We start from the raw sequence: 20,432 nt of genomic DNA on the forward strand, positions 1-20,432 counted from the left end.
GCCCATGCAAGACGACCTTCGCAACGCACCCGCCGACCTGCAGGCCTGCGTGGACAGCACCACGCCTACCACGCGGGGCTCCATTGCGCTGATCGGTGCCGGCCCCTCGGGCCTGGCCGGCGCGCGCAACCTGCAAAAGCTCGGCATTCCGTTCCAGGGCTTCGAGGCCTATACCGACGTGGGCGGGCTGTGGAACATCGCCAACCCGCGCTCCACGGTCTATGCGTCGGCCCACCTGATCTCGAGCAAGCGCACCACCGAGTTCAGCGAATTCCCCATGGCCGACAGCGTGGCCGACTACCCCAGCCACCGCGAGCTGTGCCGCTACTTCGCGGCCTTTGCCGACCGTTTCGACCTGCGCCGGCATTTCCGCTTCGGTGTGCGCGTGCTGAAGGTGGAACCCGTGGACGACAGCGAGGACAGCCTGTGGCGCGTGACCATCGCCACGGCCGATGGACGCACCGAGTGCGCCGAGTACAAGGGCGTGGTGATCGCCAACGGCACGCTGGCCGAGCCCAGCATGCCGCGCTTCGAGGGCCATTTCAGCGGCGAGCTGCTGCACACCTCGGCCTACAAGCACGCCGAGCAGTTCAAGGGCAAGCGGGTGCTCATCGTCGGCGCCGGCAACTCGGGCTGCGACATCGCGGTGGACGCGGTGCACTATGCTGAGGGCGTGGACATCTCGGTGCGGCGCGGCTACTACTTCGTGCCCAAGTACGTGTTCGGCAAGCCGGCCGACACGCTGGGCGGCAAGCGCCCGCTGCCGCCCTGGCTCAAGCAGAAGGTGGACAGCACGGTGCTCAAATGGTTCACGGGCGACCCCACGCGCTTCGGCTTTCCCAAACCCACCTACAAGATGTACGAGTCGCACCCCATCGTGAACTCGCTGATCCTGCACCACCTGGGCCATGGCGACATCCATGTGAAACCCGACATCGCACGCTTCGACGGCGCCACCGTGCACTTCAAGGACGGCACGCAGCAGGACTACGACATGGTGCTGGCCGCCACGGGCTATACGCTGCACTACCCCTTCATTGCGCGCGGGCTGCTCAACTGGCAGGGCATGGCGCCGCGCCTGCACCTGAACATCTTTGCACCAGGGCGCCGCCGCCTGGCCGTGCTGGGCATGATCGAGGCCAGTGGCATCGGCTGGCAGGGCCGTTACGAGCAGGCCGAGCTGGTGGCGCGCTACTTCAAGGCGCTCGATGCCGGCACGCCCGCAGCGCAGGCCTTCACGGCCGCGGTACAGGGCCCGCCGCCCGACCTGTCGGGCGGCTTCAAGTACCTGCAGCTCGAACGCATGGCCTACTACGTGCACAAGGACACCTACCGCGCCGCCGTGCGCAACGCATCGGCGCAACTGGCCTGAACAGGAGACATTGACCATGCTGCCCGTCGACGAGATCCGCCTGAACTTCAACCCCGCGTCGCTGATGCTGCTCAATGCGGTGCTGGCCTTCCTGATGTTCGGCATCGCGCTCGACACGCGGGTGGACGACTTCCGCCGCGTGGCCAGGATGCCCTGGGCCATGGCCGTGGGCATTGCCGCGCAGTTCATCGTGCTGCCGGCGGTGACCTACGTGCTCACGCTGCTGCTGGGCGTGGGCCCGAGCATTGCGCTGGGCATGATCCTCGTGGCCTGCTGCCCGCCGGGCAATGTGTCCAACATCCTCACCCACCGCGCGCGCGGCAACGTGGCGCTGTCGGTGTCCATGACGGCGATCTCCAACGCCATCGCCATCGTGGCCATGCCGCTCAACTTTGCCTTCTGGGGCGGCATGCACCCCACGGCCGCGCCGCTCCTGAAGACCATTGCGCTCGACCCGCTGGAGATGGTGGGCCACATCGTCGCCATCATCGGCGTGCCCTTCGTGCTGGGTCTCGCGTGCGCGCACCAGCTGCCGCGCCTCACGCAGCGCGTGAAGAAGACCGTGCGCATCGTCAGCTTCCTGGCGCTCATCGGCTTCATCCTGGGCGCCATCGCGGGCAACTGGCGTTTCTTCCTCGACTATGTGGGCATGGTGCTGCTGGCCGTGGCGCTGCACGATGCGCTGGCCTTCGGCACGGGCTACCTGTGCGCGCGCGCCACCGGCCTGCAGGACTACGACCGGCGCGCCGTGGCCATCGAGGTCGGCATCCGCAACGCGGGCCTGGGCCTGGTGGTGATCTTCAGCTTCTTCGGCGGCCTGGGCGGCATGGCCGTGGTGGCCGGCGTCTGGGGCTTCTGGGACATCATCGCCGGCCTGGCGCTGGCCAGCTGGTGGGGCCGCAAGGACCCGGTGGGTGCGCCCGTGCTGGCGCAAGGGGAGGGCGCATGACCGCGCCGGTCGCACCGGTCCCGCGCGCCCGCAACATCCTCGTCACCGGGGCCGACGGTTTCCTGGGCCGGGGCGTGGTGGCGGCGCTGGCGCGGCGTCCGGATACCGGCAGCGTGGTCGCGCTCGATGTGCGCGAGGTGCCGCCCGAGCGCCGCCAGCCGGGCGTCACCTACGAGGCCCAGGACGTGCGCGACAAGGCCCTGGCCGCCACGCTGCAGCGCCATGCCATCGACACCGTGGTGCACCTGGCCTCCATCGTCACGCCGGGTCGGGACTCGAACCGGGCCTTCGAGTACGACGTGGACGTGAATGGCACGCGCAACGTGCTCGAAGCCTGCGCGGCCCAGGGCGTGCGGCACCTGGTGGTGTCCTCCAGCGGCGCGGCCTATGGCTACCATGCCGACAACGCGCCCTGGCTCACCGAATCGCACCCGCTGCGCGGCAACGAAAGCTTTGCCTACGCGCACCACAAGCGCCTGGTCGAGGAGATGCTAGGGCAGTGGCGCCAGAGCCACCCAAGGCTGGCGCAAACCATCTTGCGCATCGGCACCATCCTGGGTGAGCGCGTGGACAACCAGATCACCGCGCTGTTCGAAAAGCCGCGCCTTCTGGCCATCCGCGGCAGCGACAGCCCCTTCGTCTTCATCTGGGACGAGGACGTGACCGGCGCGCTGCTGCATTCGCTCGATAGCGCGGCGCCCGGCTGCTACAACCTGGCGGGCGACGGTGCGCTCACCATCCACCAGATCGCCGCGCGCCTGGGCAAGACCACGCTGGACCTGCCAGCCTGGCTGCTGCAATCGGCCCTGTGCGTGGGCTCGCGCCTGGGCATCAGCCGCTATGGCCCCGAGCAGCTCGACTTTCTGCGCTACCGGCCGGTGCTGCTCAACACCGCCCTCAAGGAGCGGTTGGGCTATGTGCCGCGCAAGACCAGTGCGCAGGCCTTCGATGCCTTCGTCGCGGCGCGGCAGCGGCAGGGGCGGCCCGTGGCCGTGGCTGGCGCGCTGGCAGGCAGCCGCGCATGAGCACCACGGCATTGGGCGCAGCGCCGGCCCGTGCGCTGTCGCAGGGCGACCTGGCCTGCGCGCTGGCGGTCATCGTTATCTGGGGGTCGAACTTCGTGGTCATGAAGATGGGCCTGCAGGCGCTCAGCCCCATGCTGCTGGGCGCGCTGCGTTTCATGGCGGCCTCGCTGCCCTTCCTGCTCTTCGTGCGCCGCCCGGCGCTGCCCTGGCGCTTCATCGTGGCCTACGGCCTGGCGCAGGGCCTGGGGCAGTTCGGCCTGCTGTTCCTGGGCCTGCGCCTGGGCATGACGGCGGGCATGGCCTCGGTGGTCATGCAGACCCAGGCCTTCTTCACGCTGATCCTCGCGGTCACGCTGCTGCACGAGCGCGCGCGCCCGGCGCAGTGGCTGGGCCTGGCGGTGGCCTTCGCGGGCCTGCTGGTGATCGCCAGCGCCCATGGCGAGGGCGCGCTGCAGATGAGCCTGGCGGGCTTCGTGCTCACGCTGGGCGCGGCCTTCATGTGGGCCCTGTCCAACCTGGTGGTGCGCCTTGCGGCGTGCGTGGGGGGCGACTACGCGCCGTTCCCTTTTGTCGTGTGGAGCAGCACGGTGCCCATCGTGCCCTTCTTCGCGCTGGCGCTGTGGCTCGATGGCCCCGCCGCGGTGGCCGCGCAGCTCGCAGCGTTCAATGGCCAAGCACTGTTCGCCGTGCTCTACCTGGCCCTGCTGGCGACCTTGCTGGCCTACAGCCTGTGGACGCGGCTGCTGCAGCGCCACCCGGCCGGGCGCGTGTCACCGTTCTCGCTGCTGATCCCGGTGGTCGGCCTGCTGGCGGCCATGCTGGTGCTGGGTGAGCAGCCCAGCACAGCGCAGTGGGGCGGCACGGCCATCGTGCTCTGCGGCATGCTCATCAACCAGTTTGGACCCCGATGGGGTCGCGGCTGAGGCACTTCGCGCCCGAGGGTGAGTCCTTATTGCGGCTTGCGGCTGAACCAAAAGCCCGCAATTCCCAGGACCATTGCAATCCAGCCAGCCACGTAGCCGCCGCTGTTCGACTCCACGAGTTTGTGTTTGTAGGCAGCCGTGTCACGGTAGGCAACCACCTGGCGGCTTGGCGTGCTGAGGCTGAATATCGTCTTTTCGTCCTTGGGGTCGAATTTCGCAGTGACGGTTTCCCCGCTCAGCCCATTGAGCACGCGCTCGGAGTGCGGGTCTCCCAGGCGCAGGGTGACGACGCCGTCGGAGCCCTTGACGTCGAGTTCGGTGTAGCGGCTGGCCAGCACATTCTTCTTGGACTTGTGTTCAACGACGCGGGCACCGATGGCCTTGCCCGAGACCGTGCTCAGCTCTGCTTCGGTGGGGACCTTCAGCCGCGAAGGCCGTTTGCGGTTCTCTGCATACTCGGCTCCCAGCCATGCGAGGCCACCGATGATCAGTGCAAGCGAGACAGTTCTGACACCCAAGGCAACTCTCCTGGCAAAGAAGTGGAAATGGAGGTCGATAGTCTGCCATCACATCGGCGGCGCGCGGTTTTTGGCGCCTGATTTGCAGGAGCCGAGGGCGCTCAGTGGCTTGCAACCAACGCTGCAATCGCTTGTCCCACGTCCACCGTACTCGCTGTGCCCCCCAGGTCCGGCGTGCGGGGGCCGTCCTTGAGCACCTTTTCGATCGCCTCCACGATGGCATCGTGCGCGGCGCGGCCGGCGCCCTGGCCCTGGGTCAAAAAGTCCAGCATCAGCGCGCCCGACCAGATCATGGCGATGGGGTTGGCGATGTTCTTGCCGTAGATGTCGGGCGCCGAGCCGTGCACGGGCTCGAACAGCGACGGGAAGCTGCGCTCGGGGTTCAGGTTGGCCGAGGGGGCCAGGCCGATGGTGCCGGTGGTCGCGGGGCCCAGGTCCGACAGGATGTCGCCGAACAGGTTGGTCGCGGCCACCACGTCGAAGCGGCCCGGCTGCAGCACGAAGCGCGCGGTCAGGATGTCGATGTGCTGCTTGTCCAGCGTGATCTCCGGGTAGTCCTTGGCCACCTCGTCGGCGCGCTTGTCCCACCAGGGCATGCTGATGGCGATGCCGTTGCTCTTGGTGGCCAGGGTCACATGCTTGCGCGGGCGGCTCTGCGCCAGGTCGAAGGCGAAGCGCAGCAGGCGGTCCGTGCCCTTGCGCGAGTAGACCGACTCCTGGATCACGATCTCGCGATCCGTGCCTTCGTACATGATGCCGCCCAGCGAGGTGTATTCGCCCTCGGTGTTCTCGCGCACCACGAAGTAGTCGATGTCGCCGGGCTTGCGGCCGGCCAGCGGGCAGGGCACGCCCTCGAACAGGCGCACGGGCCGCAGGTTGATGTACTGGTCGAACTCGCGGCGGAACTTGAGCAGCGAACCCCACAGCGAGACATGGTCGGGCACGGTGGCCGGCCAGCCCACGGCGCCGAAGAAGATTGCGTCCACGTCCGAGAGCTGCGCCTTCCAGTCGTCGGGCATCATCTGGCCGTGCTCGGCGTAGTAGTCGCAGCTGGCCCAATCGATGGTGCGGTAGGTCAGCGCAATGCCGAAGCGCTCGGCCGCGGCCTTCACGGCGCGCAGGCCTTCGGGCATGACTTCCTTGCCGATGCCGTCGCCGGGGATCACGGCGATCGTGTACTGGGTGGTGCTGCTCATCAGATGTCTTCCTTGGATGGTTGGCTAAGCCCGTGCAAACAGGGCATGGCGTGCATTGTTGGATAGCCCTCACCAAAATACAATCTGCCGCCTGTGCATCCATTGTTCACACTTCGTGCATAAAACACCCTCCAACGACGACCTGCGCGTGTTCACCGTGGTCGTGCGCAAATCGAGCTTTGCCGACGCCGCCACCGAGCTGGGCACCTCGCCCGCCTACGTGAGCAAGCGCATCCGCCTGCTCGAGGAAGACCTGGCCGTGAAGCTGCTGCACCGCACCACGCGGCGCGTGGCGGTCACGGAGGAGGGCGAGCGCGTGTTCCACTGGGCCCAGCGCATCCTGGACGACGTGGACCAGCTGCTGCAGGAGGTGGCGGTCACGCGCCGCGAGCCGCGCGGCCTGCTGCGCGTGAGCAGCAGCTTCGGCTTTGGCCGGCGCATCGTGGCGCCCGCGCTGTCGCGCCTGGTGGAGCGGCACCCGGGCCTGCAGGTGCGGCTGGATGTGTTCGACCGGCTGGTGGACGTGGCCGGCGAGGGCTTCGATCTGGACGTGCGCGTGGGTGACGAGATCGCCCCGCACCTGATCGCGCGGCGCCTGGCGGACAACCACCGCGTGCTGTGCGCCGCGCCGGCCTACCTGGCGCGCCACGGCACGCCGCGCGCGCTGGCCGAGCTGTCCAGCCACGACTGCCTGGTGATCAAGGAGCGCGACCACCCCATCGGCGTGTGGCGCCTGCGTGCCGGCGCCGTGGAGGAGATGGTCAAGGTGCGCGGGCCGCTGTCGGCCAACAACGGCGAGATGGTTGTGCAATGGGCCGTGGACGGGCGCGGCATTGCGCTGCGCTCGCTGTGGGACGTGCAGCCCCACCTGCAGGCCGGGCAGCTGGTGCAGGTGCTGCCCGAATGGCGCCAGGACGCCAACGTCTGGGCCGTCTACCCCACGCGGCTGCACCTATCGGCCAAGGTGCGCGTGTGCGTGGAGTTCTTGCAGGACCACTTCCAGAAGGAGTGGTCCGCGATCGGCTGATGGCCGATCAGCCGCCGGAAAGCGCGGCTTTCACCGCGGCGGAGACCTGGCCCATGTCGGCCTTGCCGGCCAGGCGCGTCTTGACCACGCCCATCACCTTGCCCATGTCGCCAGGGCCCGAGGCGCCGAGTTCGGCCACGATGGCCTTCACGGCGGCCAGGGTCTCCTCGGCCGACATGCGCTCGGGCAGGTAGGCCTGCAGCACCACCAGCTCGGACTTCTCCTTGTCGGCCAGGTCCTGGCGCGCGGCCTGTTCGAAGGCGGCGATGGAGTCCTTGCGCTGCTTGATCAGCTTGTCCACGATGGCGACCACGGCCGCGTCGTCGAGCACTACGCGCTCGTCGACTTCCTTTTGCTTCATGGCCGCCAGCAGCAGGCGGATGGTGCCCAGGCGCTCGCTGTCCTTGGCGCGCATGGCGGTCTTCATGTCTTCGGTGATCTGGTCCTTGAGGGACATGGCATTTCTCCTGGTGGTCTTGTCGTTGAATCTGCAAAAAGAGAGCGCAAAAAACAAAAAACCCGCGCCTGGCGTCCCGAGCGCGGGTTGATGCGGCCTGTGAAGGCCAGCGATCAGTACAGCTTCTTGGGCAGCTGCATGCTGCGCACGCGCTTGTAGTGGCGCTTGACGGCGGCAGCCTTCTTGCGCTTGCGCTCGGCCGTTGGCTTTTCGTAGAACTCGCGGGCGCGCAGGTCGGTCAGCAGGCCGAGCTTTTCAATGGTGCGCTTGAAGCGGCGCAGTGCAACGTCAAAGGGTTCGTTTTCTTTTACGCGGATCGTAGTCATTAGCTAATGGTTTCCAAATTTTTTTGCCCGCAGAGGGTCTTGGGGAGATCGGGCCTCAAGACCGTGCGTGGCGGTTGTCCCCGTCTGTAACTAGTATTGGCCGACGGGGCATGCCAGCGAAGCCGAGCATTATAGCAGTTGGATGCGGGAATTGTGGAAGTGCGTTCTGGCCGCCCCAAGGTGGTGCGTGTGGCGCGGAAATTGCATGTGTACTTACAGAGTGTTTCCATTGCGTCCGACCCGGGCGCAACGGCGCACGACCTCACTGCCCGGCGCCGAACCGCCGGGCGCATCTTGCAGGAACGGGAAACTGGGCACCCATGGCAATCATGCATCGCGTATCGGGTTGGCTTGGCCGGCTCAGTGTGGGCCGCAAGCTCATGCTCATCTATCTGCTGGACCTCACGGCGGTCATCTACGTCTCCAGCATCCTGATCCACGAGAAGAACCAGGCCATCGACTTCACGCGCAAGGAGATCGTGGGCACGAGCTACGCCACCGTGGTGCGCGACGGCCTGCTCGGCCGCTTCCTGCAGCCGGGCGAGCCGTCCCTCTCGGTGGCCCAGACACTGGAGCGCCTGGGCACCGTGCGTGCCGCGCACGACGAGGCCCTGCACACGCAGGAGGCCGGCCAGCGCTTCCAGGATGCGCTCGAGCGCCTGGGCACCGATGCCGCCGCCACGGCCGATCCGCAGGCCCTCACGCGCCTGCGCAGCCAGCTGCTGCGCGATGGGCGCGAGCTGCTCACCACCGTGGGCAACCAGTCCAACCTGATCCTCGATCCCGATCTCGACAGCTACTACGAGATGTCGCTGTCGGTGCTGCGTTTCCCTGAGCTGCTGCAGGCCGTGCACGACACCGTGAGCTTCCTGAACTCGCCGCGCACCGCGCGCGGGCCGCAGTGGTCGTCGGAGCTGCTCACGCTGGTGGGGCGGCTGGAGGCCGTCACGCTGGGGATCGAGTCGGACTACAACCAGGCCTTCATCGCCGGCTCGCCCGAGCTGCGTACGGCGCTGGTGCACGACCGCGAGGCGCTCAACGCCACGCTGCTCGAATTCCAGTCGCACCTGCAGGCCATCGCCAGCGGGGAGTCGCGCCTGACCATGGCGCAACTGGCCGAGCAGGAGGCCAGGGTGCTCGGCGCCCTGCAGGCCGCCTGGGGCTCGGGCATCAACGACCTCGATCGCCTGCTGCACCAGCGCGTGGCCAGCCTGTACTCGCGCATGTGGCTGCACCTGGGCACGGCGCTGGTGCTGCTGGGTTGCATCCTGTCGCTGGTGACGCTGGTGGCGCGCCAGATCGCCAAGCCCCTGCAGCAACTGGCCCGCGTGGCCGACGAGGTGAGAAAGAGCGGCGACCACACGCTGCGCGCCCACTGGAACAGCAGCGACGAGATCGGCCGTCTGGTCACGGCCTTCAACGGCATGCTGGCCCAGCTCGACCACGAGCGCCTGCTGCAGCAGGAGCTGGCCGCCAGCGCGCGCGCCGCCGAGGCGCAGCGCGAACTGGTGGAGGCCTTCCCCATTCCCATCATGGTCACCTCGATCCCCGAGCACGAGGTGCTGCACTCGAACACGCCTGCGGGCCAGTGGCTCAACGGCCGCACCATCGATCCCTGGGTGGCGGGGCTGGAGCCGGGCGTGCGCGGGCGCTTCTTCCAGCGCCTGGCGGACCAGGGCTCGGTCGACGAGTTCGAGGTGCGCTGGAAGGGCGGGCCCGAGCCCTCCTGGGCCGTGCTGTCGGCGCGGCGCCTGGTGTTCCAGGGGCGCGACGCGGTGCTCACGGCCTTCACCCCGATCAACGTGCTCAAGGTCATGGAGCAGCGCCTGGAGCTGTGGGCCAAGGTGTTCGAGGCCTCGTCCGAGGGCATCATCATCATGAATGCCGACCAGCAGATCATCAGCGTGAACAAGGCCTTCTGCCGCAGCACGCACTACGACTTCTACGAGGTGATCGGCGAGGGCCTGGGCTTTCTGCAGGAAGACAGTGAAGGGCAGGAGCCGCTGTCGGCGCAGATCGCGCGCGCCATGCAGGACAAGGAGTCCTGGCAGGGCGAGGTGCGCTTTCGCCGCCGCTCGGGCGAGACCTACCCGGCCTGGCTCATGGTCTCTGCCGTGCGCGAGGGCAAGGCCGGGGCCGTGGTCAACCACATCGGCATCGCCATCGACATCACCGACCGCAAGCAGAACGAGGAGCGCATCCAGTTCCTGGCGCACCACGACGTGCTCACCGAGCTGCCCAACCGCTCGCTGTGCGTGCAGCGCCTGCAGCTGGCGCTGGCCCACGCGAATGCCTTCGGCGAGCGCGTCGCGGTGCTGTTCATCGACCTGGACCGCTTCAAGGCCATCAACGACACGCTGGGCCACCACATCGGCGATGGCCTGCTGCGCTCGGTGGCGCAGCGCCTCACGCAGGCCGTGCGCAGCCGCGACACCGTGAGCCGCTTGGGCGGCGACGAGTTCGTGGTCATCATGCGCGACGTGGCCGGGCCCGAGGATGTGCAGCAACTGGTCGAAAACCGCCTGATCCCGCTGATCCGCCAGCCGCATCCGGTGGAGGGCCATGAGCTCAACGTGAGCTGCAGCGTGGGCATCGCGGTCTATCCCGAGGATGGCGGCGACATCGACGAGCTCATGCGCCGTGCCGATGCCGCCATGTACGAGGCCAAGACCACCGGCCGCGACATGGCCCTGTTCTATTCGGCCGAGACCGACCAGCGCGCGCTGGCCCGCCAGTCCATGGAGCAGCACCTGCGCCGGGCCCTGGGGCGTGGGGAACTGAGCCTGCACTACCAGCCGCGCCTGAGCGCCCGGGGCTCGCGTGTGCTGGGCGTGGAGGCGCTGCTGCGCTGGAACAACCCGGTGCTGGGCATGGTGCCGCCCAGCGAGTTCATCCCCATTGCCGAAGAGACCGGCATGATCCGCGCCATCGGCGCCTGGGTGCTGCAGCAGGCCTGCTCGCAGTGGGTGGCCTGGCAGTCGCTGGAGCACGAAGGGCCGCAGGGTTTTGTGCCGCACCCGCTGGCACAGGTCTCGGTGTCGGTGAACCTTTCGGCGGCGCAGCTGGCCGACCCCCAGCTCGTGCCCGACATCGAAGCGCTGCTCACGCGCTGCGGCATGCCGGCGCACCGGCTGGAGCTGGAGATCACCGAGTCGCAGCTCATGGACCATGCCAACTCGGCCGAGCGCCAGCTGGCAGCGCTCAAGGCCCTGGGCGTGCAGCTGTCCATCGACGACTTCGGCACGGGCTACTCGAGCCTGGCCTACCTGAAGCGCTTCGACATCGACCGGCTCAAGGTCGACAAGTCCTTCATCCACGACATGCTCACCAACCCGGCCGACATGGCCATCACGCGCGCCATCATCGCGCTGGGCCACACGCTGGGCCTGAAGATCGTGGCCGAAGGCGTGGAGGACCTGGCCACGGTGCAGGTGCTCGATGCGCTCGACTGCGAGGAGCTGCAGGGCTTTCACTTCACCCGGCCGCTGCCGGTGGCGCAGCTGCAGGAATGGGTGCTGCTGCATGCCCAGCGCCCGGCGCTCGGGGATTCGCGTTTCGGGGAGCTGGTGAGCGTGCCCTGAAGGCGCCTGGGCCGCCCGCTTCGCTGGCGAGCGAAGTGTGGCCGCGCCGATGCGGTGCACACTGGGGGCATGAACACCAACCAGATCGCCCACATCGCCGGCCTCGTCGGCGAGCCCGCGCGCACGGCCATGCTGATGGCGCTGATGGACGGGCGCGCGCTCACGGCGCGCGAGCTGGCCGATGCCGGCCACATCACCGCGCAGACCGCGAGCCGCCACCTGGCCCTGCTGGTCGAGGCCGGCCTGCTGCGCCTGGAACGCCAGGGCCGCCACCGTTACCACCGCCTGGCCTCGGCCGACGTGGCGCGCGTGCTCGAAGGCCTGATGCAGCTGGCCGTGCAGCAGCCGGCGCCTGCAACGGCACCCCGGCGCGTGGTGGTGGGTCCGCGCGATGCGGCCCTGCGCACCGCGCGCACCTGCTACGACCACATTGCCGGGCGCCTGGGCGTGGCCATCACCGAGCACCTGCTGGACGAGGGGGCCATGGCCTTCGACGGCGATGCGGGCGGCCATGTCACCGCGCAGGCGGCAGCTGTGCTGCAGCGCCTGGGCCTGGATGAAGGGGCCCGCCAGGGCGCGGCCGGCAGTGGCAAGCGCCCGCACTGCCGACCCTGCCTGGACTGGAGCGAGCGGCGCATGCACGTGGCCGGCAAGCTCGGCGCCATGATCTGCAGCCACTGCCTTCAAGAGGGCTGGCTGCTGCGCCGTGCCGACAGCCGCGCGCTGGAGATCACGCCCGGCGGCGCCGTGGCGCTGCGCAACTGGCTAGGCCATGTGCGCTGGGGCCAGGTGGCCAGTGCGTCCAGTCACTGAGCCGATTTGGCGGCCAGACCTTCTGCACAGGCGTGGGCACTGGCCCAGGCCCACTGGAAGTTGTAGCCGCCCAGCCAGCCGGTCACGTCGACCACCTCGCCGATGAAGTACAGCCCAGGCTGCGCCTTGCATTCCATGGTCTGCTGCGACAGGGCGCGCGTGTCCACGCCGCCCAGCGTCACCTCGGCCTTCTTGTAGCCCTCGGTGCCCGTGGGCGTGAGCTCCCAGCGCGCCAGCTGCTCGGCCAGGCGCGCCAGCGCCTTGTCCGAGGCCTCGGCGATGGGGCGCTGCCAGTCCGCCTCGCGCTGGGCCCAGGCATCGGCCAGGCGGCTCGGCACCAGGGTGGCCAGTTCGTTGGCGATGAGCTTGCGCGAGCGCATCTTGGCCTGCGCCAGCGCGGCGGGCAGGTCCACCGTGGGGGCCAGGTCGATGGCCAGGGGCGTGCCCTCCTGCCAGTAGCTCGATATCTGCAGCACCGCCGGGCCCGACAGGCCACGGTGCGTGAACAGCAGGTCCTCGTCGAACACCATGCGCGCCTTCTTGGCCCCGGTGCTGATCCGCACCGGCAGCGCCAGGCCTGCGAGCTGGGCATACGGCGCCCAGCCGGCACCGTCGAAGGTCATGGGCACCAGCCCCGGGCGTTGCTCAATGAGCGGAACGTCGAACTGCCGGGCCAGCCGGTAGCCGAAGTCGGTGGCGCCGATCTTCGGAATCGACAGCCCACCGGTGGCCACCACCAGGCTGCGTGCCTGCACCGGGCCGCGGTCGGTCTCGACCAGGTAGATGCCCTGGCCATCGTTGTCGGTCTGGAAACCGATCTTCCTGGCGCCGCAGGGCTGCCAGTGGGTGACACCGCCCTCGGCGCATTCGGCCAGCAGCATGGCGATCAGGTCCTCGGCCGAGCGGTCGGCGAACAGCTGGCCCTTGTGCTTTTCGTGGTGGGGAATGCCGTGCCTGTCCACCAGCGCGATGAAGTCCTGCGGCGTGTAGCGCGACAGTGCCGAGCGGCAGAATTGCGGGTTCTGCCCCACGAAGTGCTTGTGGGGGGCCGCCGGGTCGAGGTCGCGGTTGGTGAAGTTGCAGCGCCCCCCACCCGAGATGCGGATCTTCTCGGCCACCTTCTCGGCGTGGTCGATGAGCAGGACCGACAGGCCGCGCTGGCCCGCCTGGCCCGCGCAGAACAGGCCGGCTGCGCCGGCGCCGATGATGATGGCGTCAAAGAAAGGGATGGTCATGGAAGCCGCGCATTGTAGGGTGCCGCATGAACCGCAGCGCGGTTAGCATGTGCCATCCATCCCGCAAGGACTGCCCCCATGACCGTGATCCGCTACGCCGCCTGCACCCTGGCACTGGGCTTTCTGGCCCCTGCCTGGGCCATCAACAAGTGCACGGATGCCGATGGCAAGGTGTCCTTCCAGGACGCGTCCTGCCCGGGCCAGGGCGAGAAGATCGAGGTGCGCCCCGCCCTGGAGGGTGCCACGCCGATCCCGTCACCGCCCTCCACCTCCAGGGAGGGGGCGTTCGGCCCCACCTGGCAGCGCAAGAACCAGCTGCAGAACCAGGGCGTGCCCCAGGCGCGTGCGGCCCTGGAACGCAACCAGAAGGAATGTGGAGCGCAACCCGCGGAGGCCGTCGCCAGCGCGGGTCCGCTGCGCAGCACCCTGGCATCGGGCACCCAGTTTGCGCAGGAGCGGGCGGCCGCAGCCGGCCAGGGCAAGGCGGCGTGCGAGGCCCGCAGCGAGGAGCTGCGCAAGCAACTGAAAGCGCTGGAAGAGGAGCTTGGCGCCCTGTAGTCCTGCGCCGGCCAGTACGCGCAGGCGCGTCAGAACTCCGTGCTGACCGAGAACAGGGCGGTACGCGGGGTGCTGCGCGAGAGGAAACCGGTGCGCACGGAGAGCCAATGCGACGAATCCGCCACGTTTTCAACGGCCAGGCGGAACACGGTCGGCTTGCCAGCCAGGCGCGTTGCATAGCGCAGGCCCAGGTCGTAGCTGTCGAAGCCGGGGATGCTCTGCTTGTTGTCCACGCTGGCCATCTGGCGAGCCACCTTGGTGTATCGGCCGGTCACCGTCAGGCCGGGCAGGGCCGCGATGTCCCATTCGGCGCCCAGCACCAGGCTGTGGTCGGGAATGCCGATGGCCTTCTTGCCGTCGTTGGCGCCGTTCAAGGTCTTGGACTGCACGGCGTCGAACAGCGCCAGGCCGGCATTCAGGCGCAGGTTCTTCGCCACCTCGCCGTAAACCGACAGCTCCAGGCCGCGGTTGCGCTGCTCGCCATCGACCACGAGGAAGTTCGCTCCGTTGACATAGGACACCGGCTGGCGGATCTGGAACAGGGCGGCGCTGGCACCAAAGGAGCCACCGTCGTACTTCAGGCCCGTCTCGATCTGCTTGCCCTTGAAGGGGGGGAACACCGTGCCGAGGTTGGCGGTGGAAGCCGGTGCCACCGGCCCTTGCGCCAGGCCTTCGGCGTAGTTGGCATACACCGAGAAGGTGGGGGCCAGCTTGTAACTCGCGCCCAGCGAGGGCGCCGTGGCCGTCTGGTCGAAGCGGCGCTGCTCCACGCCCGCGGAGAACTCGCCGATGTCCAGCTTCTGGTAGCGCAGCCCGCCGACCAGGTGCAGGCGGTCGTCCAGCAGGTGCATGGAGTCCATCACGGCCAGGCTGTCGGAGACGCTGTCCTGAAAGCGCAGCGGGACGCCGCCGGTGGGCAGGGTGGGCCGCGCGACGAAGACGGGGTTGTTGAAGTTGCTGGTGAACGCGCTGCCCATGGACTGGCTCAGGCTCGCGCCATCCCCCGTGAAGCGCGAATAGCCCAGCACCACCCGGTGCTTGACGGGGCCCGTGGCAAAGCGCATGCGCCAGCCCAGCTCACCCGAGCGCAGGGATGAACCGGTCCTGAAAATGCTGGGCTGGGCCGTGAAGCTGCCGCTGGTCGACGTGATGCGCGGGTTGCCCGCGTTGATGTTCGACTCCTCATAGTTCACGCCACCCAGCACGCCGAACACGGTGGAGTCGGGGGTGATGTCGAACTCCACCCGCGAGACGGCAGAAGAGCTCTTGGTGTCGCTGCTGTCCCAGGGTTGGCTGAAGGCCTGGCTGGTCGCTGGCGGTGCGGGCAGGGCAAAGCCCTCGTTGAACCGGAAGAACTGGGGGAAGCCATCGAAGTGCCGGCGGTTCTGGGCGAGGTCCAGGCTGACACGCAGCCTTTCACCCGCGTAGTCGAGTGCAGCCGACAGATGGTCGGTGCCCACCTTCTCGTCGGGCACTCCGGTGGAACCACCGCCCCGGCTGGCGGCGTTGATGCGCACCCCCCATTCGTTGTCGGTGCCGAAGCGGCGCCCCACATCCAGGTGGGCCCCCAGCTGGCCGTGGGACGAGGCGGACAGGGTCAGCCGGGTCAGCGGAACGTCGGTGCCGCGCTTGGGCACCAGGTTGATCGTGCCGCCCGTGGTGCTGCTGCTTGGACCGATGCCGTTGAGCAAAGCGCTCGGGCCCTTGAGCACCTCGATGCGCTCGAACTGCTCGACGGCGATGCGCCGCGTGTCCACCACCGCGAAGGTCTCGTTGAACGAGATGTCCTGGCTCAGCATGGGCAGGCCGCGCAGGAAGAACACGTCCACCGCATTGCTCTCGGAGTTGGTGGAGCGCACGGCCGGGTCCACGGCCAGCACGTCGATCAGGCGCCGGGCCTGCGCATCGCGTGTGGCCTGCTCGGTGTAGCCACTGATGGCGAAGGGTGCATCGAGCAGGGCGGTGTTGCCCAGGGCCCCCAGGCGCGCACCCTTGGCCACCTGACCGCCCGGGAAGGGCTGGTACACCTGATTGGGGTCGCGCGAGCCCTCGACCGTCACGGTCGCCATGCTGCGCTCCGCCGTGCCGGGCGCGGCTGCGGCCGGTGCCGCAGCGGGGGTGGCAGGAGGGGCAGAAGGCGCGGGGCGCACGGTCAGGGTGTCACTGCCCAGGCGCACCAGCCCCAGCCCCGAGCCTGCCAGCGCACGCTGCGCCGCTTCTTCGAGGGCAAAGCTGCCGCGCACGGCCGGGGCGGTCTTGCCGCGCAGCAGCGCCGGGTCGGCCGTGAGGATCTTGCCGCCCTGGCGGGCGATGCGGGCCAGGGTCTCGTCCAGGGCGCCGGCAGGCAGGTCCCAGTTCTGCACGGCGCCAGCCTGGGCCACCAGGGTGTCGCCCATGGCGGGGAGGGTCTGTGCCAGGCTGGCACTGCCCAGTGCGGCGCTCAGGGCCGCGACGAGCAGGCGGGGGCGAAAGGAGGGGCTGGGCATGGGATCGGGTTCCTGTGCTGAAGATGGAAAAAGGGGTTCTTTCCCCCTTGTCCAACGGGCCGCGCAAAACCCCTCACCCGGCGACAAAAAAAGTCCGGCAGACCGTATCAGCTGGCAGCCAGGTCGATCAGGGTCAGCATCGGGCCATAGCGGGTGACGCGGATGGGCTGGGTGTCCACCAGGGCCTGCAAGGCCCGCTCGGTGTCCTTCAGCCGGAAGACGCCGAACACCCGGAGCCGGGCGGCCGCCGGGCTGATGCGCACCGGGCCCCTGCGCCAGGCGCCCAGTGCGGCGACCACCTCGCCCAGCGGTTCGTCGCGCACATCCAGCACCCCTTCGGTCCAGCTGGCATGGTGGGCCATGCGCTGCTCCACCATCTCGATGCGCTGGCCATCCATCCAGGCGGCCTGGCCTTCGCGCAGCAGGCGCCGCACGCCGTCGCCGGTCTGCACGGCCACGCTGTGCTCCAGCACCACCACCAGGCTGCGCTCTGCCTCCTGGCGTACCAGGTAGCGGGTGCCCAGGGCCTGGGCCGTGCCATGCCGGGTCTGGACGACGAAAGGGCGCGCCGGCAGGCCCGAAGAGGGGTCGGCCACGGCATCGCGCGCCACCTGCACCAGCAGTTCACCGGCGCGCAGCCGCACCAGGCGCTGCCCGTGGTCAAAGCGCAGGTCGGCCGCACTGCGGGCGTTCAGGTCCAGCGTACTGCCGTCGGGCAACACGCTGTGGCGGGTCTCGGCGGTGCCGGTGTGTACATCGGCCAGCAGTTCACCGAGCGGCTGGCTGCGGTGGGCCAGGTAGCCGGCGCCCACACTGGTGGCCAGCAGCAGGGTGGAGCCGCCCAGCAGGCTTCTGCGCCGGCGCGACGCCGGTCCTGCGCCCGCAGCCAGGCTCTGGTGGATGGCCGGCAACTGGCCCGGGCTGCGCTGGTCGATGCGGTGGATCTGTTCCACGGGCTCTGCGAGCACGCCCTGCACGCGCTGCCAGGCGGCCTGGTGGCGCGCATCGGCGGCCAGCCAGCGCGCAAAGTCCGCGTGCTCGTGTGCATGTGCGCTGCCGGAGGTCAGCCTCACCTGCCAGTCCACCGCGGCCGTGATGGCGTCCTGCGCCGATCCGGGAGGGGTGCTGCTCATGGGGCGTCTGCGTCCTGCCTGCAGCAGTGCAGGTAGGCCTGCTTCACGTAGCGCTCCACGCTGGCCACCGAGACACCCATCTCGCGCGCGATCTGCACATGCGTCAGTTCGTCGATGCGGTGCAGCAAAAAGGCCTGGCGGACCTTGCCGGGCAGGCCGGCGAGGCGCTGGTCGATGGCCAGCAATGCCTCGTGCATCAGAGCCAGGTCTTCTGCCGAGGGCGCCGTGGCCTGCGGTGACCCGGCCAGCGCCTGCAGGTAGGCCTGCTCCAGCTCGCGCCGGCGCCAGTGGCTGAACAGCACCCGCTTGGCCAGCGTGGTCAGGAAGGCGCGCGGCTCCGCCACCTGCTCGATCCCGCGCGCGGCGAGCACGCGCAGGAAGGTGTCCTGCGCCAGATCGGCGGCACCGTGCGGGCAGCCCATCTTGCGCTGCAGCCAGACCACCAGCCACGCATGGTGGCTGGTGTACCAGAGGCCGGCCGGGTGGGCCGCCTCGGCGTGCGCGGCGGCCACCGCCGTGGCGGCCGAACCCGGGCGCGCAAGCGCCTCAGGGGAAGGCTCAGAACGCAGCGCGCATTGTGAGGCTGACATTGCGCGGGTCACTGTAGTTGCCGTAGTCCAGGTTGGCCCAGTACTTCTTGTTCGTCACGTTGTTGACGGCCAGGGTGGCGCTGAGCTTGGGGTTGAACTGCCACGAGGCGCGCAGGCCCAGGACCGCCGTGGGCGACTGCTTCACGGTCACCGTGCCGCTCGGGTGCGGGATGTTGAAGCCCTCGACCGAGCTTTGCCAGACCAGGTTGCCGCCCACCGACAGCGGGGCCAGCGCACCCGAGAACTGGTAGTCGGTGCCCAGTTGCAGCAGGTACTCGGGCAGGTTGGCGTAGATCAGGTCCGTGGCTGCGCGCGTGACCTTGGCGCGCGTGAGGCCTGCGCTCACGCGCCACTGCCTGGTGGCCATGCCCGAGAACTCGAGTTCGAAGCCGGTGGACTTGGTGCCGTTGACCGCGACGTAGGGCAGGGTGCCATCGGGCAGCGGCGTGGTGATGGCGCCATCGCGCACGCCGTAGTTGTCCTGCTTGGTCTGGAACACCGCGAAATGCGCCTGGATGCGGCGGTCCAGCAGCTCGGCCTTGAGGCCCGCTTCGGTATTGCTGCCGATGACCGGCGACAGCGGGTTGTTGTTGCGGTCCTTGTAGTTCTGCGGGTTGAAGATGCGCGTGTAGCTCGTGTAGGCCGACAGCGTGGGCGTGATGTCGTACACCGCGCCGATGTAGGGCGTGACCTTGCGGTTCTCGTCCTGGATCGCGCTCTTGCCGGCATAGGCGCCGGTGGTGCCATAGCTGTCGCTGTGGCGGTGCCAGTCGGTCAGGCGCACGCCGGTGAGCAGCGACAGCGGCTCGGCCACGCGCCAGCGCGCCGAGGCGAACAGGCCCGTCTGCTGCGTGATCTGCGTGCGCCAGGCGCCGGTCTTGGAGTACACGGGCGCGGGCGCATTGCCGTCCCAGGTGTAGATGTTGGGGATCACGTAGCTCCAGTTGGCCACCGAGCTGTAGCCATCGGTGCGCGTGGCGATGCGTGTGGAGCTCACGCCCACCATCAGGTCGTGCTTGCGGCCGCCGAGCTCGAACTTGCCCGACAGGTAGGCATCCACCGTGTCCTGCTTTTCGCTGCCGCCGCCCACGGCCGCGTACAGCGTGGTGCCGGCGCCCGTGGTGGGGTTGATGAAGGGCGCCAGCGACACGGTGCGGCCGTAGCCGTAGGTGCGCAGGCTGAAGGTGTCGCCCTCGGTGTGGTTCAGGGCGGCCTTCACGCTCCAGTCGTCATTGAGCTGGTGCTCCAGCGTGGCGTACAGCGTGCCCGAGGTGCGCTCCCAGCGCGTCCATGGGGGCGAGAAGCTCACCGAGGTGGGCAGGTCGATGGGCGAGCCATTGGTCGCAAAGCGCGGGATCGTGCCCCAGATCGGCGCCTTGGGGTCGTTGGACTGGCGCTGGTAGCCCAGCGTGGCCACCGTGGACGAGCCCAGGTCGGCCTCGATGGCGGCGAGCAGCGCGGTCTTGTCTTCGGAGTAGCGATCGCGGAAGCTGTCCTTCTTCTGTGGCGCGATCACCAGGCGGCTGCGCACGCTGCCATCCTTGGTCAGCGGGGCGTTGATGTCGAGCTCGCCGCGGTACAGGTTCCACGAACCGGCGGTGAGTGCCACCGAGGCCGCGAACTCGCGCTGCGGCCGCTTGCGGATCATGTTGATCGTGGCCGAGGGCACGCCCACGCCGGTCAGGATGCCGTTGGCCCCGCGCACGATCTCCACGCGCTCGTACAGGGCGGTGTCGTATTCCTGGTTGGTGCTGCTGCTGTACGAGGGCAGGCCGTCGATCTGGAAGTCGGTGATCTGGAAGCCGCGGGCGTAGTACAGCGGGCGCTGCGTGTCGTAGAAGCTCACGGCCACGCCGTTCACGTTGCGCAGCACGGCGTCGATGCTGGTCAGCGACTGGCGCTCGATCTGTTCGCGCGTCACCGTGGTGGTGGACTGCGGCGTTTCACGTGCGGTCAGCTGCAGGCGCGTGGAGGCGCTTTCGCGCGAGCCCGACACGGTGACGCTGTCCAGCGCCTTGGGGGCCGTGATCTGGTCGGTGGAGGCCGCTGGGGCGGCGTCCTGGGCCTGGGCTGCGCCGGCCAGCACAGCGGCGATGGCGGCCAGCGCCAACGGGTTCAGGCGGCAGACGGGCTGCCTACGGGAAACGGACATGGAGCACTCCTTGGAGCCTGTTCAATGTCTTTTTGCAGCCGCGTTGGAGTGCAATCGGGATGAGTGGATGCTTCGGATGCGCCGCATGGGC

At 68.8% G+C, this 20,432-nt stretch carries 17 protein-coding genes; 8 read left to right on the forward strand and 9 right to left on the reverse strand.

Features of this window, described 5'->3' with window-relative positions:
* Positions 1–4: 4 nt before the first annotated feature.
* Genes PMI14_RS23575 through PMI14_RS23590 form a run of 4 tightly spaced genes read left to right on the forward strand, consistent with a single transcriptional unit; the run spans position 5 to position 4,269 of the window.
* The gene (locus PMI14_RS23575; protein WP_007858036.1) at positions 5–1,372 is read left to right on the forward strand and encodes an NAD(P)/FAD-dependent oxidoreductase; all 1,368 of its coding nucleotides are present in this window, start codon (positions 5–7) and stop codon (positions 1,370–1,372) included.
* Positions 1,373–1,388: 16 nt separating this feature from the next.
* Positions 1,389–2,321 (forward strand): bile acid:sodium symporter family protein, encoded by a 933-nt coding sequence (locus PMI14_RS23580; protein WP_007858037.1) that lies wholly within the window; start codon positions 1,389–1,391, stop codon positions 2,319–2,321.
* The gene (locus PMI14_RS23585) at positions 2,318–3,346 is read left to right on the forward strand and encodes an SDR family oxidoreductase (protein ID WP_007858038.1); all 1,029 of its coding nucleotides are present in this window, start codon (positions 2,318–2,320) and stop codon (positions 3,344–3,346) included. Before PMI14_RS23580 ends, PMI14_RS23585 begins: the two co-directional genes overlap by 4 nt.
* Positions 3,343–4,269, forward strand: coding sequence for an O-acetylserine/cysteine exporter (locus tag PMI14_RS23590; protein WP_007858039.1), 927 nt, complete (start codon positions 3,343–3,345; stop codon positions 4,267–4,269). The genes PMI14_RS23585 and PMI14_RS23590 overlap by 4 nt, the downstream gene beginning before the upstream one ends.
* 26 nt (positions 4,270–4,295) lie before the next feature.
* Here the strand turns inward: PMI14_RS23590 and PMI14_RS23595 are convergent, their stop codons facing one another.
* Complete coding sequence (locus tag PMI14_RS23595) at positions 4,296–4,787, reverse strand: hypothetical protein (protein ID WP_007858040.1); 492 nt, start codon at positions 4,785–4,787, stop codon at positions 4,296–4,298.
* A 101-nt stretch (positions 4,788–4,888) separates the two neighbouring features.
* The gene (locus PMI14_RS23600) at positions 4,889–5,983 is read right to left on the reverse strand and encodes a tartrate dehydrogenase (RefSeq protein WP_007858041.1); all 1,095 of its coding nucleotides are present in this window, start codon (positions 5,981–5,983) and stop codon (positions 4,889–4,891) included.
* A gap of 115 nt (positions 5,984–6,098) precedes the next feature.
* On the opposite strand from PMI14_RS23600, the gene PMI14_RS23605 reads away from it, so the two are divergent.
* Positions 6,099–7,010, forward strand: a complete 912-nt coding sequence (locus PMI14_RS23605) for a LysR substrate-binding domain-containing protein (RefSeq protein ID WP_007858042.1) — start codon at positions 6,099–6,101, stop codon at positions 7,008–7,010.
* Between the two features lie 7 nt (positions 7,011–7,017).
* Here the strand turns inward: PMI14_RS23605 and PMI14_RS23610 are convergent, their stop codons facing one another.
* On the reverse strand, positions 7,018–7,467 hold the full coding sequence (locus PMI14_RS23610; protein WP_007858043.1) for a GatB/YqeY domain-containing protein: 450 nt from the start codon (positions 7,465–7,467) through the stop codon (positions 7,018–7,020).
* Between the two features lie 113 nt (positions 7,468–7,580).
* A complete protein-coding gene (gene rpsU, locus PMI14_RS23615; RefSeq protein ID WP_007833691.1) occupies positions 7,581–7,793 on the reverse strand; it encodes a 30S ribosomal protein S21 in 213 nt (70 codons plus the stop codon).
* Positions 7,794–8,113: 320 nt separating this feature from the next.
* On the opposite strand from rpsU, the gene PMI14_RS23620 reads away from it, so the two are divergent.
* Both PMI14_RS23620 and PMI14_RS23625 read left to right on the forward strand, forming a co-directional pair.
* Positions 8,114–11,374, forward strand: coding sequence for an EAL domain-containing protein (locus tag PMI14_RS23620; RefSeq protein WP_007858044.1), 3,261 nt, complete (start codon positions 8,114–8,116; stop codon positions 11,372–11,374).
* Between the two features lie 69 nt (positions 11,375–11,443).
* On the forward strand, positions 11,444–12,187 hold the full coding sequence (locus PMI14_RS23625; protein ID WP_007858045.1) for a helix-turn-helix transcriptional regulator: 744 nt from the start codon (positions 11,444–11,446) through the stop codon (positions 12,185–12,187).
* Here PMI14_RS23625 and PMI14_RS23630 read toward each other — a convergent pair.
* Positions 12,181–13,422: an NAD(P)/FAD-dependent oxidoreductase gene (locus tag PMI14_RS23630; RefSeq protein WP_007858046.1), complete on the reverse strand. Its 1,242-nt coding sequence runs from the start codon at positions 13,420–13,422 to the stop codon at positions 12,181–12,183. The two genes, PMI14_RS23625 and PMI14_RS23630, sit on opposite strands and share 7 nt — an antisense overlap.
* 78 nt (positions 13,423–13,500) lie before the next feature.
* Between PMI14_RS23630 and PMI14_RS23635 the strand changes: the two genes are divergently transcribed.
* Positions 13,501–13,980: a DUF4124 domain-containing protein gene (locus PMI14_RS23635; RefSeq protein WP_007858048.1), complete on the forward strand. Its 480-nt coding sequence runs from the start codon at positions 13,501–13,503 to the stop codon at positions 13,978–13,980.
* A gap of 29 nt (positions 13,981–14,009) precedes the next feature.
* Here PMI14_RS23635 and PMI14_RS23640 read toward each other — a convergent pair whose 3' ends face one another.
* From PMI14_RS23640 to PMI14_RS23655, 4 genes are all read right to left on the reverse strand, one after another.
* Entirely contained in the window at positions 14,010–16,466 is a 2,457-nt protein-coding gene (locus PMI14_RS23640) for a TonB-dependent receptor (protein WP_007858050.1), read from the reverse strand.
* Between the two features lie 107 nt (positions 16,467–16,573).
* Positions 16,574–17,599, reverse strand: a complete 1,026-nt coding sequence (locus tag PMI14_RS23645; protein WP_007858053.1) for a FecR domain-containing protein — start codon at positions 17,597–17,599, stop codon at positions 16,574–16,576.
* Positions 17,596–18,189 (reverse strand): sigma-70 family RNA polymerase sigma factor, encoded by a 594-nt coding sequence (locus PMI14_RS23650; RefSeq protein ID WP_007858055.1) that lies wholly within the window; start codon positions 18,187–18,189, stop codon positions 17,596–17,598. The genes PMI14_RS23645 and PMI14_RS23650 overlap by 4 nt, the downstream gene beginning before the upstream one ends.
* Positions 18,158–20,341 carry a TonB-dependent siderophore receptor gene (locus tag PMI14_RS23655; protein WP_007858056.1) on the reverse strand — a complete coding sequence of 728 codons (2,184 nt, stop codon included), beginning with the start codon at positions 20,339–20,341 and terminating at the stop codon, positions 18,158–18,160. The genes PMI14_RS23650 and PMI14_RS23655 overlap by 32 nt, the downstream gene beginning before the upstream one ends.
* Positions 20,342–20,432: the final 91 nt, after the last annotated feature.

It is taken from the genome of Acidovorax sp. CF316 (genome assembly GCF_000276605.1).
GTDB lineage: Bacteria > Pseudomonadota > Gammaproteobacteria > Burkholderiales > Burkholderiaceae_C > Acidovorax.